Genomic DNA, 12146 nt, shown 5'->3' with positions numbered 1-12146 from the left:
TCCACCCAAACCGGTGGACCGGCGGGAAGGGAAATGGGGACGAAGCTGTCTGCGGGCCGCAGCGGCGTACACGAGCGTGACGCGCCGCACAATGACTGTGGGTGGAGCAACTATATGGGAATCCTGAAAACCCCGCAAAAATTTTAAATGGGGTCAGAACACATTTAATATCGCACCGTTTCGGTGATCATCTTAAATGGGGACACATTATTTCTGCGTGGCCGGCATCACGTCGACCAGCTTGGATTGCACCTTTTTGGGGCGTCCTTTCGGCAACGGCTGAACCCGTCGCGTGGCACCACGCTCAAGTTGCGCCAGGAATGCCTCCTCGCCAAGAGGCCATCCGCTGTGGGCATGGCTTCGAAGGCTCTGGAGCGTGCGGCCGGAAAGCCCTTCGGCGGTCAGCATGCGGTAGTTGGACTGGCGCTCGAACGGGGTATTGCCCAGTTCCCAATACGCGGAGTGGTCGCTCACAAATGGGCTGGCCTCGATACCGGCGTGATGGCGGTAGCTGCTCCAGCGGTCCGCCTCGGGGGTAGACACCTCTCCCGCGCGCAGCGCGTTGCCTTCGACATACAGCATGGCCGGCAGCATCCATGGCGCCGGCTCGAATACGGCCGAGCGGAAGCGCCCTTCCCACAGCGTGCCGGTGCGATTGGCGACGCGATTGAAGTAGCGCGCATAGCGGCGGCCGACCGCCTGCATGGTCAGGCTGAGCGAATCCGGACCCTTGGGAGTGGCCACAAGATGGACATGATTGGGCCGCAGCGCATAGGCATGGACCGCCAGGTCATGCTCTCGCGCGGCCATGCGCAGGCAGTCGAGGTAGTGCAGGTAGTCGTCCGGGCCGAGGAAGACGTCCTGGCGATTGTTGCCTCGCTGCAACACCAGGGTGGGAAATCCGGCGGGGGAGAAACGGGGAAGGCGGGCCATGGCGGGTCATGCGAGCGTCGATGCCCGCATGATAGCCTGATCCGTCCCCAATTATCCGAAAGGCCCAGGCCCTTCCTTGCGTGTCAGTTGCCCTCGCTGACCGCAAAGATGCGCCGGTGCTCGCGGATCGCATAGCGGTCCGTCATGCCAGCGATGTAATGTGCGATCAGCCGCGACTGGTCGGCGCCGTGGCCCGCCTGGTACTGAGGCGGCAGCAGGCGCGGATCGGACATGAAGGCCCCGAACAGGTCGCCGACAATGCGCTGGGCCTTGGCCGACATCCGCATGACCAGGTAATGGCGGTACAGGTGCCGGAACAGGAAGCGCTTCAATGCCGCGGCTTCCTCATGCAGCTGGGGACTGAAGCCCACCAGGGGGCCGGCGGCCCGCACCGCGTCGATATTGCGCGGGTTGGCTGCGGCGATATTGCGGCTGGTGGTCTCGATCAGGTCGACGATCAGCGTATTGATCATGCGCCGGACCGTTTCGTTGATCGCGCGCCGGCCATTCACGCCGGGGAAGGCATCGGCCACCTCGGCGCGGTGGCGCGCCCACATCGGGACTTCGTCGAGCTGTTCCAGCGTCAGCAGGCCGGAGCGCAGGCCATCGTCGATATCGTGGTTGTTGTAGGCGATCTCGTCGGCCAGGTTGGCCAGCTGCGCCTCCAGCGACGGCTGCGTGCCCTCCAGGAAGCGCCGGCCCAGTTCGCCCAGCGCCGCGGCATTGACGCGCGAGCAATGCTTCAGGATGCCCTCGCGGGTCTCGAAGGTCAGGTTCAGACCGTTGAAGCCGCCATAGCGCTCCTCCAGCTCGTCCACCACAAGCAGACTCTGCAGGTTGTGCTCGAAGCCGCCATGATTCTTCATGCAGGCGTTGAGCGCATCCTGCCCGGCGTGGCCGAAGGGAGTATGCCCAAGGTCGTGCGCCAACGAGATGGCTTCGACCAGGTCTTCGTTGAGGCGCAGGTTGCGCGCGATCGAGCGGGCGATCTGCGCCACCTCCAGGCTATGGGTCAGCCGGGTGCGGAACAGGTCCCCTTCATGGTTGACGAAGACCTGGGTCTTGTACTCGAGCCGCCGGAACGCGGTGCTGTGGATGACCCGGTCCCGGTCGCGCTGGAATTCGCTGCGCGACTGCGACGCGGGTTCAGCATGCACCCGCCCGCGCGTCTGCGCGGAGCGGGCGGCGTACGGGGCGAGGTGGCTTTCAAAGTCGGTCATGCGGCAATCCGTTGGCTGGAGGTTTGGGGGCCTGGGTTGCGAGGCATAACCGGTCAGTCAAGCGACCGTGGCCTCGGTGGGAGGTTTAAGCACCGCGTGCTGCAGTGTGGCACGCAGGTCGGCGTCCGGCACCGTGGTGATGAACGCCTCGCCGAGCTTCTTCAGCAGGATGAACTTGATACTGCCGGCCTCGGCCTTCTTGTCGACCTTCATCATTTCGATATAGCGGTCGGTGCCCAGGTCCGGCGCCACCACCGGCAGGTTGGCTGCCAGCGTCAGTTCGCGGATGCGGGCGCGGGTCTCGGTGTCGATGAAGCCCAGCCGGTGCGACAGGTCGGCGGCCATCACCATGCCGCAGCCCACCGCCTCGCCGTGCAGCCAGGCACCGTAGCCCATGCCAGCCTCGATCGCATGGCCGAAGGTGTGGCCAAAGTTGAGGATGGCACGCAGGCCGCCCTCGCGCTCGTCCTGCGCCACCACGCCGGCCTTGATTTCACACGAACGTTGCACCGCCACCGCCATCAGCTCAGGGTCGCAGTCGTTCAGCGCCTTGATATTGCGCTCGATCCAGGCAAAGTACTCGGCGTCGGCGATGGCCCCGTGCTTGATCACCTCGGCCATGCCGGCGGCCAGTTCGCGCGGGGGCAGCGTGCGCAGCGTGTCGATATCGGCGATCACCGCGTTGGGCTGGTGGAACGCGCCGATCATGTTCTTGCCGAGCGGATGGTTGATGCCGGTCTTGCCGCCCACCGACGAATCCACCTGCGACAGCAGCGTCGTCGGCACCTGGATGAACGGCACGCCGCGCATATAGCAGGCGGCGGCAAACCCGGTCATGTCGCCCACCACCCCGCCGCCCAGCGCGACCAGCGTGGTCTTGCGGTCGGCGCCGGCCTGCAGCAGCGCGTCGAAGATCAGGTTCAGCGTTTCCCACTGCTTGAAGGCCTCGCCGTCGGGCAGCGTGACCGTGCGCACGGTCTTGCCGAGCGACTTCAGGCTGGCCTCGACGCGCGCCCCATAGAGCGGCCCCACGGTCTCGTTGGTAACGATGACGGCGTGCTGGCCGCGCACGTGCGGGCGCAGCAGCTCGGCATTGTCGAGCAGGCCGGTACCGATATGGATGGGGTAGCTGCGCGCTCCCAGGTCGACTTCAAGCGTGATCATGGATGGGTGGGGTCCTGCGGCGCCGGTTGCGCGGGGTCGATCGCAAAGCCGGCCATTTCGAGTTGCATCAACACCATATTAGCAAGCTGCGCCACCGAAGGCTTGCCGGTTTCGATAATGAAATCCGCCACTTCGCGGTAGAGCGGGTCGCGCTGGGCGTATAGCGCCTCGAGCTTGCCCTTGGGGTCTTCGGTCTGCAGCAGCGGGCGGTTGCGGTCATGCCGGGTACGCAGCCACAGGTCGTGGGGACTCGCGCGCAGGTAGACCACGGTGCCGCGGGCTTTCAGCACCTCGCGGTTTTCGGCGCGCAGCACCGCGCCGCCGCCGGTAGCCAGCACGATGCCCTGGCGCCCGGCCAGTTCGCGGATCATCGCTGCCTCGCGGTCGCGGAAGCCGGCTTCGCCCTCGACCTCGAAGATCACCGGGATGCGCACGCCGCAGTGCGCCTCGATCTCGTGATCGGAATCGAAAAACGGATAATGCAGACGCCGCGCCACCGTGCGGCCCACGGTAGTCTTGCCGGCGCCCATCAGGCCGACGAAAAAGAGATTGGGTCGATCGGATTCCGGTCGGTCGGATTCTTGTCGATCGGGGTGCAGGCGCGATGCCGACCCTGTCGCAGAGGCTGTCACGGGGCTGTCGTTCGGGAGCGCGGCGCCTGGGCCGCCCTCCCCGGTTAGGAACTGCATCATCTTCTTATGTTGTGGTGCGCACGGCAAGTGCCGGATGCAGCATCAGCCACATCCCCGCCTCCCCTGCCGCGCATGCCGGCCTCCTCCTGGCCCTGGCTGGCCACCAGCCTCGGCCGGCGGCAACAAAAAAGGCCGCATCGGTCGATGCGGCCTGCCAGTCTACTGTATCCGGCGTCGAACCCCCGGTGCGATCACCGCAATGACACGTTGTCGTTCAGGATCCGCGGCGTCAGGAACACCAGCAGCTCGGTCCGGTTGCGGACCTTGGCGTTGTTCTTGAACAGGTAGCCCAGCACCGGGATATCACCCAGCAGCGGCACCTTGTCGGTGTCGTTGGACTCGGTCTGCGTGTAGATGCCGCCAATCACCACGGTGCCGCCGTTTTCCACCAGCACCTGAGTCTGCACATGCTTGGTGTCGATGGCAAAGCCCGACGTGGTCTGGATACCGACGCTGTCCTTGTTCACGTCCACGTCCAGCAACACATTGCCTTCGGGCGTGATCTGTGGCGTCACTTCCAGCTTCAGGTTGGCCTTGCGGAACTGCACCGAGGTGGCGCCGCTGGAGGTGGCGGCCTGGTATGGCAGCTCGGTGCCCTGCTCGATCAGCGCCTTGATGTTGTTGGCCGTGACCACGCGCGGGCTCGAAATGATCTTGCCCTTGCCGTCCGCCTCGAGCGCCGACAGCTCCAGCGCCAGGAAACGGGTGGCCGCGCTGTTGAACAGGCTGACCGCGATGTTGGCCGGATTGGTGCCGTTGATCGAGGCGGCCGGCAGGCTCAGGAACGGGCCGTTGTCCGAGGTCGCGCCCGGCAGCACGTTGTTATAGGTGTTGCCGACTTTCGCGTTGTTGTACTGCCCGGCAAAGCCCAGCTTCACGCCGAGGTTGCGGCTGAAGGAATCGGTGGCCTCGACGATGCGCGCCTCGATGATGACCTGGCGCACCGGGATGTCGATCTTGCCGATAAAGCCCTGCACCTCTTCCAGCTTGCTGGCGATATCCGACACGAACAGCTGGTTGGTGCGCGCATCGGCGGTCAGCGAGCCGCGCTTGGACAACATGCGCGCACTCGCGCCCGCGCCGCCCGCCGCGCCGGCCGGGGCCGCCGCGCCGCCGCCGGCACTCACGCCCAGCAGCATCCGGCGCACGTCTTCGGCGCGCTGGTAGTTGAGCTGGAACACCTGACTGCGGATCGGCTCGAGGTCATTGATCTGCTGCTGCGACTCCAGCTCGAGCTTTTCCTTGGTCTGGAGTTCCGCCTTGGGCGCCACCCACAGCACATTGCCATTGCGGCGCGATGCCAGCCCCTTGGCGTCCATCACGATCTGCAGGGCCTGGTCCCACGGCACATCCTTCAGCCGCAGCGTGATATTGCCCTGCACGCTTTCGCTGGTGATGATGTTCAGGTTGGTGAAGTCCGCGAACACTTGCAGCAGCGAACGGATGTCGATGTTCTGGAAGTTGAGCGACAGGCGCTCGCCACGGTAGCCCGGCCCGCTGATCAGCTTGGTCGGGTCTTCCTTGACGGGCCGCACCTCCACCACGAACTGCGTGTCGGTCTGGTAGGAACTGTATTCCCAGTGACCGCGCGGCTCGATTGTCAGGCGCGCGTTGCCGTTGGTGTCCGAGGCAAGCATGTTCTGCACCGGCGAGCCGAAGTCGCTGACATCGAAGCGCCGCCGCAGGTGGTCAGGCAGCGTGGTGCCGAGGAAATCGACCACCACGTTCTTGCCCTGCTGCGCGATATTGATGCCCGAATCGCGCGAGGACAGGTCCACCACAACGCGCCCGGCGCCGTCCGCGCCGCGCCGGAAGTCGATATGGCGCACCGACGGCCGCGCCGCCGCGGCCGCAGTCGTCGTCGCAGCCGGGGCGAACGTGGGCGCCGCGTTCTTGACCGCCGGCGCCACATTGTCCAGCGCAACCACGAAGACATTGCCGCGCTGGTCGGTGCGATAGGTGGCGTTGCGGGTGAGCTCGAGGATCACGCGGGTGCGGTTGCCGATCTGCAGCACGTTGGCCGCCTTGACCAGCTTGCCGCCGTAGTCATACTGCGCGCGCCCGTTGGCAACGCCGGTATCGGCAAAATCGATCGCGAGCCGTGCCGGATTCTGCGTGGTGAAATCGATCGGCTTCTGCGCCAGCGGCCGTTCGAGCTCGACCGTGAACACGGTCTGCTCGCCGACCGTACTGACGTCCACCGCCTTGATCCGGTTGCTTTGTGCCAGTGCTGTCGGTGCGGCGATCAGCAGCAACAGCGCCAACGTCGCGCTTGCGGCGCCCGCGAGCGCACGATACCAGCGCGCGGGGGTCATGCCGACACCTCCAGCTTGAGGCTGGTCATTTTCTCTTTCCACTCGGATACCCCCTCCCGGACTAATTCGCGCAACACGATCTCCTGATCGCTGATGCGGACCACCCGGCCGTAACTCTGGCCGAGATACTGACCCACCTTCACGTGGTGGATCTTGTTATCGACGCGTACGATGCCGAAGGTCTCCCCCTGCTTCTTCAGCATCCCGAGCATCTTGAAATTCTCGAGGGGGTAGTCTTCGAGCGGCTGGCGCGGCCGCCCGGCTTCGGGCGAATCCGACAGCGTCTTGTTCAGTTCGCCGATCTTCGCCTGGGCAAAGGGCTCCGGCGCGTTGGCCGCGGCGTATTCCCGCGCCACGTAGGGCTTGGCTTCGGGCAACGGCTCGGGCGGCTTGGCGCGGGCGTTGCGCGTGGCATCCATCCACTGGCGCAGCGCGTCTTCGTCGCTGGCGCCGCAGGCGCCGAGCAGGCCCACGGCAAGCGCCGCGGCCGCCATCACGCGTGGTGATGCCTGCAGGCGCCGCAATGCCGAGCCCCGAGTAGTAGAGGTGCGATGGGTGCGGCTCATTTGGCGCCTCCCGTCTTGGCGGCGGCGGCAGCCGCAGCGGCCTTGCGTTGCGCGGCCTGCTCGTCAGGATCGAGCGCACGGTACGCCATTGCGACCGCCTCCATGGAAAGTCCGCCCTCTTTGGTATGGGCAAGCTGCAGGCTCTGCATCGACACGATCCGTGACAACCCGGCCACGTCGGCGTTGAATTGCGCCACCTCGTGGTAACGGCCGGTCACGCGCAGGTTCACCGGGATCTCGGCGAAGTAGGGCTTGAGCACTGCCGCCTGCGGCTTGAACAGCTCGAACTGCAGGCCGCGCGCTACGCCGGCATGGTTGACGTCAGCCAGCAGTGCGTCCATCTCGGTCTTGTTGGGCAGCTGCCGCTCCAGCAGGGCAACGCGTTGCTCGACCTGCTTCTTCTGTTCACGCAATGCGTCGAGGTTGGCCACCTGCGCCACCTTGGACTGGTACGCCTGCTTCAGGTTTTCCTGTTCCAGCCGCTGGCGGTCGAGCTCGTCGAACTTGCCGCTCCAGTAGAACTGCCAGCCCAGCAGCAGCACCAGCGCCGCGGCCATCACGGCGAACAGCACGCGCGGCGCGGCCGGCCACGTTTCCGGCTCGCTGAGGTTGAGCCCGCGGAACTGGCTCGTCAGGTCGGCCAGGTTGATTTCGGTATTGAGCGCCATGGTCAGGCTGCCTTTCCGGATGCGGATGCGGCTGCGGGTGCGGGAGCTGAAGCGGGTGCGGCGGCGGGATTGCCCGACGTGCCCTTCTTGCCATTGGCGCCCGGCGTCTCCGGCGCGCGGTACGCGAAGCGCATCGAGAAATCGAACAGCCGGCGCTGCTCGCGCAGGTTGTTGGTCATCGTGACCGCCTTGGACTCGACCAGTTCGGCCTTGTCCAGCCACGGCACCTCGCCAAGGTTGCGCAGCAGTTCGGAAATGCGCTCGTTGGACTGCGCCACGCCGGCGATGGTGAAGGCCTCGCCCGTTTGCTTCAGGCTGGTCAGGTAGACGCCTTCCGGCACCTGGCGCACCAGTTCTTCCAGCAGCTGGACCGGGCGGTTGCGCTCGGTCTGCAGGCTTTCCACCGCCTTCTGGCGCTGCAGCAGCGCGTCGATATCCTTCTTGAGGTTGTTGACCTCGCGGATCTGACCATCGAGCCTGGCGTTCTCCGCGCTCAGCACCTGGTTCAGCGCGGCCACGGAGTCGATACGACCGTCGATATAGAGTCCGCCCAGCAGCACGACCGCGGCACCGGCCGTGGCCGCGCCGCCGAGCATGGAATAGACCTTCTTGCGCCGCGCCGCCTTGCGGGCTTCGTGGTAAGGCAGCAGGTTGACCGAAGGCAGCGTGTTCGTGGACATTCGAATGCCTCCGGTGCGTTATTGCAGGCCGCGCAGGGCCAGGCCCGCACTGACGATATACGCCGGCAGGTCGCGCTGCAGGTAGCGCTCGTTGACCTTGGCGTTGGTCGCCATGTTGGCGAATGGATTCGCCAGCGTGGTGGTGATCTTGGTCTGCTGCTGGATCGCCGCCTGCACGCCCAGCAGCGAGGCATGGCCACCCGACAGCAGGATCTCGTCGACGCGTCCCAGGCTGGAACTGGCGATGAAGTTGCCGATCGCGGCCTGCACTTCCAGCGCCAGCGCATCGAGCGACGGCTTGAGCAGTTGCGCGCGCCAAGCTTCGGGCAGCGTGTTCTTGCGCTTCTTGATCTCGGCCTTGAGCGCGTCGAGCGTAAACATGCGGGCCGCGCTCTGCGTGAGCTGGTCGCCGTAGCTGTTCAGCGGCTGTTCGTAGAGCTCTTTCCAGCCCTGGTAGAAGATCGCCTTCGAGCGGCTGCCGCCCAGGTGGACCACCGCCACCACGGGCAGCGCGCGGGCATCGGCTTCCGACATCTCCTGGGGCACGCCCAGCATCTGCACGATCGAGCGCTGCACCGCGTATTCTTCGACGTCCATCACCTGCGGCTTGAGCCCGGCCATCTCGGCTGCGGTCACGCGCTCCTGCACGCGGTCGCTGTTGGCCGCGGTGACGCGCACGCCGATGCCGCCCTCGGTCTCGCTGGGACCGATCACGGCGAAGTCGAAGTTGACCGCCTGCGATGGCGGATAGAGCCGGTGTGCCTCGGACTCGACCTGCGAATACAGTTCGTCCTCGGACAGGTTGTCCGGCAGGCTGACGGTCTGCGACTCGGTCAGCATGGACGGCACGCCCAGCACCACCTCTTTCGAGCGGATGCCGGCCTTGCCGAGCGCACGCCTGAGCGCGATCCCGACGGCTTCAATGTTGATGACGTTGCCATCGGCAACGGCATTGCGGTCCAGCAGTTCGCTGGCGCACTTTTCCAGCCGATAGTCGTGCTTGCCGCCACCGACGGACAACTCGACTACCTTGATACTGGACGACCCGATATCCACGCCGACCGTAGTCCGACGCAGAAGCCCCGACAAAATGCCCCGTCGCAAGGTGACCCCCCTGACTTTGAACTCGCCCCCGGCATGTACGCTCTAATCGGGCGAGCCTTGTTTCTTGACCGAAACACTGCTCTTTTATGTTGGCCGATTCTCACAAAAACCAGCATCGGTGGCAATGTGCCGGTCTGACCACGCTTCCTTTTTCAGAGGGCTCTCGCCAATCCGTTGCCAAAACCCCACGGTCGTCGGGTTCCCTTCCGCCTAAGCTTGCTGCATGCAACTTCGCCCTGCATGTCGCCTTTCGCCTCTTTACATCTTGTAACAGCGCGGTAGCGGCGCGCGGGGCACTGCGCGAGCGGCGCGCCCGATGCCGGAAGATATAATGCCCGGCACCCCTGACTAGGTATTTTCCTTATGGCCACAGCACAACAGAAGCATCCTGCCCGCCGCCCGATCTGGGCGCGTTTCATGTTCTGGGCGGTGGGGCTGGTTGTTGCCGGTGCCGTCATGATCGCGCTGCTGCTTGGCTATGCGCTGCTGGTGGCCGCGCCAAATCTGCCCTCGCTGGACACCATCACCGACTACCGGCCCAAGATCCCGTTGCGGATCTACACGGCGGACAATGTGCTGATCGGCGAGTTCGGCGAGGAGCGCCGCAACTTCGTGCCGATCGCCGAGATCCCCGATGTGATGAAAAAGGCCGTCCTTGCGATCGAGGACGACCGCTTCTACGAACACGGCGGCGTCGACTTCGTCGGCGTGATGCGCGCGGGGCTGGCCAACCTGCGCGGGGGCCTGTCGCAAGGTGCGTCGACCATCACCATGCAGGTGGCGCGCAACTTCTTTTTGTCGAGCGAGAAGACCTACACCCGCAAGATCTACGAGATGCTGCTGGCGTACAAGATCGAGGCCAACCTGAACAAGGACCAGATCCTCGAGCTGTACATGAACCAGATCTACCTTGGCCAGCGCGCATACGGCTTCGACAGCGCCGCGCGCGTGTACTTCGGCAAGTCGGTACGCGACGTGACGCCGGCCGAGGCCGCGATGCTGGCCGGCCTGCCCAAGGCGCCGTCGGCGTACAACCCGGTGGTCAACCCGCGCCGCGCCAAGGTGCGCCAGGAATACATCCTGCAGCGCATGCGCGACCTGCGCTACATCACCCCCGAGCAATATGACGCAGCGGTGCGCGAGGAACTGAAGGTGCGCACCGAGGGCAACGAGTTCTCGACCCACGCCGAGTATGTCGCCGAAATCGTGCGCCAGCTGATGTACGCGCAGTACCGCGAAGAAACCTATACGCGCGGCCTGACGGTCTACACCACGCTGACCAAGCCCGACCAGGATGCCGCGTACGAAGCCGTGCGCTCCGGCATCATGAACTACGAGCGCAAGCACGGCTACCGCGGCCCCGAGGCCTTTATCGACCTGCCTTCCGATCCGGCCGAGCGGGAGCAGGCGATCGACGATGCACTGGTCGAGCACCCGGGCAGCGGCGACCTGCGCTCGGCCGTGGTCACCAGCGTGTCGTCCAAGCAGGTCAAGGCCACGCTGCTGTCGGGCGAGGTCGCGACCATCGAAGGCACGGCGCTGCGCTTTATCTCGCCGTCGATGTCGGCGAACGCGCAGCCCAAGGTGAAGATGCGCCCCGGCGCAATCATCCGCGTGACGCAGGATGACAAGGGCAACTGGTCGGTCACGCAGCTGCCGGAAGTCGCCGCAGCGTTCGTGTCGCTGAACCCGCAGGACGGCGAGATCCGCTCGATGGTGGGCGGCTTTGACTTCAACCGCAACAAGTTCAACCACGTGACGCAGGCCTGGCGCCAGCCGGGTTCGAGCTTCAAGCCGTTCATCTATTCGGCGGCGCTGGAGAAGGGCTTCTCGCCGGCCACGGTGATCAACGACGCGCCGCTGACGATCGGCCCCGATACCGGCGGCCAGGTGTGGGAGCCGAAGAACTACGACGGCCGCTTCGAAGGCCCGATGACCATGCGCCGGGCGCTGGCCAAGTCCAAGAACCTGGTTTCGGTGCGGATCCTGCGCGCGATCGGCACGCAGTATGCGCAGGACTACATCACCCGCTTCGGCTTCGAGGCCGACAAGCACCCTGCCTACCTGCCGATGGCGCTGGGTTCGGGCAGCGTCACGCCGTTGCAGATGGCGGGCGCGTATTCGGTGTTCGCCAACGGCGGCTACCGCGTCAATCCGTACCTGATCCAGAAGGTGGTGGACGCGCGCGGCAACGTGATCTCCGAAACCCATCCGCAACGCGCCGGCAGCGATGCCGTGCGCGTGCTCGACGCACGCACCGCGTTTATCGCCGACACCATGCTGCGCGACGTGGTCCGCTTCGGCACCGCCAACCCGGCCAAACAACGCCTGGGCCGCAACGACCTGGCCGGCAAGACCGGTACCACCAATGATGCGGTCGATGCCTGGTTCGCCGGCTACACGCCCAACCTGGTGGCAATCGCCTGGATGGGCTACGACCAGCCCAAGAGCCTGGGCGTGCGCGAGACCGGCGGCGGGCTGGCCCTGCCGATCTGGGTTGGCTACATGAGCAAGGCGCTTAAGGGCGTGCCCGACTCGCCTGAGCGCCCGGCGCCGGAAGGCGTGCTGATGGTGGGCGGCGACTGGACCTTCGAGGAAAACGCGGGCGGTGCCGGCGTGGCCTCGGTCGGCCTGGGCGATCCGTGGCCGGGCAAGCCGGACGAATCCACGACGACACCGTCGCCGGATACCGAGCAAGAGAAGAAGAAGATCCTGGAAATGTTCGGCGGCGCCTGATCGATCCGCCAGCATCTCCGGAAAGCGAAAAAGCCGGCCCATGGCCGGCTTTTTCTTTGCGTAACGCG

General features: G+C 65.5%; 10 protein-coding genes. 1 reads left to right on the top strand and 9 read right to left on the bottom strand.

Annotated elements, in window-relative coordinates; genetic code table 11:
- Nucleotides 1–207 precede the first annotated feature (207 nt).
- The 9 genes from VSR71_RS22205 to pilM all read right to left on the bottom strand — a co-directional run bounded on the left by VSR71_RS22205 (nt 208) and on the right by pilM (nt 9327).
- On the bottom strand, nt 208–933 hold the full coding sequence (locus tag VSR71_RS22205) for a transposase (RefSeq protein WP_342915967.1): 726 nt from the start codon (nt 931–933) through the stop codon (nt 208–210).
- An 83-nt stretch (nt 934–1016) separates the two neighbouring features.
- Nucleotides 1017–2153: a deoxyguanosinetriphosphate triphosphohydrolase gene (locus tag VSR71_RS22200; RefSeq protein ID WP_342915966.1), complete on the bottom strand. Its 1137-nt coding sequence runs from the start codon at nt 2151–2153 to the stop codon at nt 1017–1019.
- Nucleotides 2154–2210: 57 nt separating this feature from the next.
- Nucleotides 2211–3317: a 3-dehydroquinate synthase gene (aroB, locus tag VSR71_RS22195; protein WP_342915965.1), complete on the bottom strand. Its 1107-nt coding sequence runs from the start codon at nt 3315–3317 to the stop codon at nt 2211–2213.
- The gene (locus tag VSR71_RS22190; protein ID WP_035877764.1) at nt 3314–3847 is read right to left on the bottom strand and encodes a shikimate kinase; all 534 of its coding nucleotides are present in this window, start codon (nt 3845–3847) and stop codon (nt 3314–3316) included. The genes aroB and VSR71_RS22190 overlap by 4 nt, the downstream gene beginning before the upstream one ends.
- A gap of 353 nt (nt 3848–4200) precedes the next feature.
- Nucleotides 4201–6324 carry a type IV pilus secretin PilQ gene (pilQ, locus tag VSR71_RS22185; protein WP_342915964.1) on the bottom strand — a complete coding sequence of 708 codons (2124 nt, stop codon included), beginning with the start codon at nt 6322–6324 and terminating at the stop codon, nt 4201–4203.
- Nucleotides 6321–6890: a pilus assembly protein PilP gene (locus tag VSR71_RS22180; protein ID WP_428979449.1), complete on the bottom strand. Its 570-nt coding sequence runs from the start codon at nt 6888–6890 to the stop codon at nt 6321–6323. Before VSR71_RS22180 ends, pilQ begins: the two co-directional genes overlap by 4 nt.
- Complete coding sequence (locus tag VSR71_RS22175; RefSeq protein ID WP_342915963.1) at nt 6887–7558, bottom strand: type 4a pilus biogenesis protein PilO; 672 nt, start codon at nt 7556–7558, stop codon at nt 6887–6889. The genes VSR71_RS22180 and VSR71_RS22175 overlap by 4 nt, the downstream gene beginning before the upstream one ends.
- 2 nt (nt 7559–7560) lie before the next feature.
- Nucleotides 7561–8238 carry a PilN domain-containing protein gene (locus VSR71_RS22170; protein ID WP_342915962.1) on the bottom strand — a complete coding sequence of 226 codons (678 nt, stop codon included), beginning with the start codon at nt 8236–8238 and terminating at the stop codon, nt 7561–7563.
- Between the two features lie 18 nt (nt 8239–8256).
- A complete protein-coding gene (pilM, locus tag VSR71_RS22165; RefSeq protein WP_342916048.1) occupies nt 8257–9327 on the bottom strand; it encodes a type IV pilus assembly protein PilM in 1071 nt (356 codons plus the stop codon).
- Between the two features lie 378 nt (nt 9328–9705).
- Here pilM and VSR71_RS22160 point away from each other — a divergent pair, with 378 nt between their 5' ends.
- Nucleotides 9706–12078, top strand: coding sequence for a penicillin-binding protein 1A (locus tag VSR71_RS22160; protein WP_342915961.1), 2373 nt, complete (start codon nt 9706–9708; stop codon nt 12076–12078).
- Nucleotides 12079–12146: the final 68 nt, after the last annotated feature.

The sequence above is a fragment of the Cupriavidus oxalaticus genome (assembly GCF_038900635.1).
GTDB classification, from domain to species: Bacteria; Pseudomonadota; Gammaproteobacteria; order Burkholderiales; family Burkholderiaceae; genus Cupriavidus; species Cupriavidus oxalaticus_B.
The sequence above is the reverse complement of the archived record's forward strand: the minus strand, read 5'-3'. Positions and strand labels throughout refer to the sequence as shown.

Coding starts and splice junctions, on each gene's coding strand:
- VSR71_RS22205 (WP_342915967.1), bottom strand. CDS start 933: ATGGCCCGCCTTCCCCGTTTCTCCCCCGCCGGATTTCCCACCCTGGTG.
- VSR71_RS22200 (WP_342915966.1), bottom strand. CDS start 2,153: ATGACCGACTTTGAAAGCCACCTCGCCCCGTACGCCGCCCGCTCCGCG.
- aroB (WP_342915965.1), bottom strand. CDS start 3,317: ATGATCACGCTTGAAGTCGACCTGGGAGCGCGCAGCTACCCCATCCAT.
- VSR71_RS22190 (WP_035877764.1), bottom strand. CDS start 3,847: ATGGGCGCCGGCAAGACTACCGTGGGCCGCACGGTGGCGCGGCGTCTG.
- pilQ (WP_342915964.1), bottom strand. CDS start 6,324: ATGACCCCCGCGCGCTGGTATCGTGCGCTCGCGGGCGCCGCAAGCGCG.
- VSR71_RS22180 (WP_428979449.1), bottom strand. CDS start 6,890: ATGAGCCGCACCCATCGCACCTCTACTACTCGGGGCTCGGCATTGCGG.
- VSR71_RS22175 (WP_342915963.1), bottom strand. CDS start 7,558: ATGGCGCTCAATACCGAAATCAACCTGGCCGACCTGACGAGCCAGTTC.
- VSR71_RS22170 (WP_342915962.1), bottom strand. CDS start 8,238: ATGTCCACGAACACGCTGCCTTCGGTCAACCTGCTGCCTTACCACGAA.
- VSR71_RS22160 (WP_342915961.1), top strand. CDS start 9,706: ATGGCCACAGCACAACAGAAGCATCCTGCCCGCCGCCCGATCTGGGCG.